This window comes from Streptomyces mutabilis, assembly GCF_014649815.1.
Classification (GTDB): Bacteria; Actinomycetota; Actinomycetes; order Streptomycetales; family Streptomycetaceae; genus Streptomyces; species Streptomyces mutabilis.
In genome coordinates, this window is record NZ_BMTT01000327.1 from 1 (window position 1) to 514 (window position 514).

The 514-nt window shown below is 24.5% G+C and carries 1 protein-coding gene; it reads right to left on the reverse strand.

Annotation, left to right across the window (positions count from 1 at the left end):
* Positions 1–214 precede the first annotated feature (214 nt).
* Positions 215–514, reverse strand: a 300-nt coding sequence (locus IE142_RS40520) for an aminotransferase-like domain-containing protein (RefSeq protein WP_229831332.1), incomplete at its 5' end; no start/stop codon positions are given.

Sequence of the window (514 nt, forward strand, 5' to 3'; positions counted from 1 at the left end):
TAATCGAGACCGAAAGGTCTCTTTTTTTTATGCAAAAATAGTTCTAAAAAAGAAAGTATTAATAAATAAATTCGCTACTTAACAACTTTTATAAGAGGTAATTTCATATGTGGCTTATAAAGGTTAAGTAACATATCCAACCTTAAATGCTTTAATTACTGTTGTGTATCGTAACAATAATTAAAGCATTTTAAAGTTTCTTAAAATCTAGTATTTATATAACGAGTGAATGAATTAATGCATTAACATGATCTTCTAATTCTTCTTTTTTTATCCCCCCAAATCCTAAAATAAATTTTGGATAAACTTTAGAATAATTTTCGTAATGATAAGGTTTTAATTTTAAATTATTTTTTTTCGCATTTTTTAAACATTGTTTCATTGACAATCCATTATTAACAGTTATTGTAAAATGCATTCCAGTTAGTGCGCCTTCAATCTTTATTTGAGTATTGTAGGGCTTTAATCGTTTTAAAATATAATCAAGTTTATCTCTATATATCTTTCGCATTTT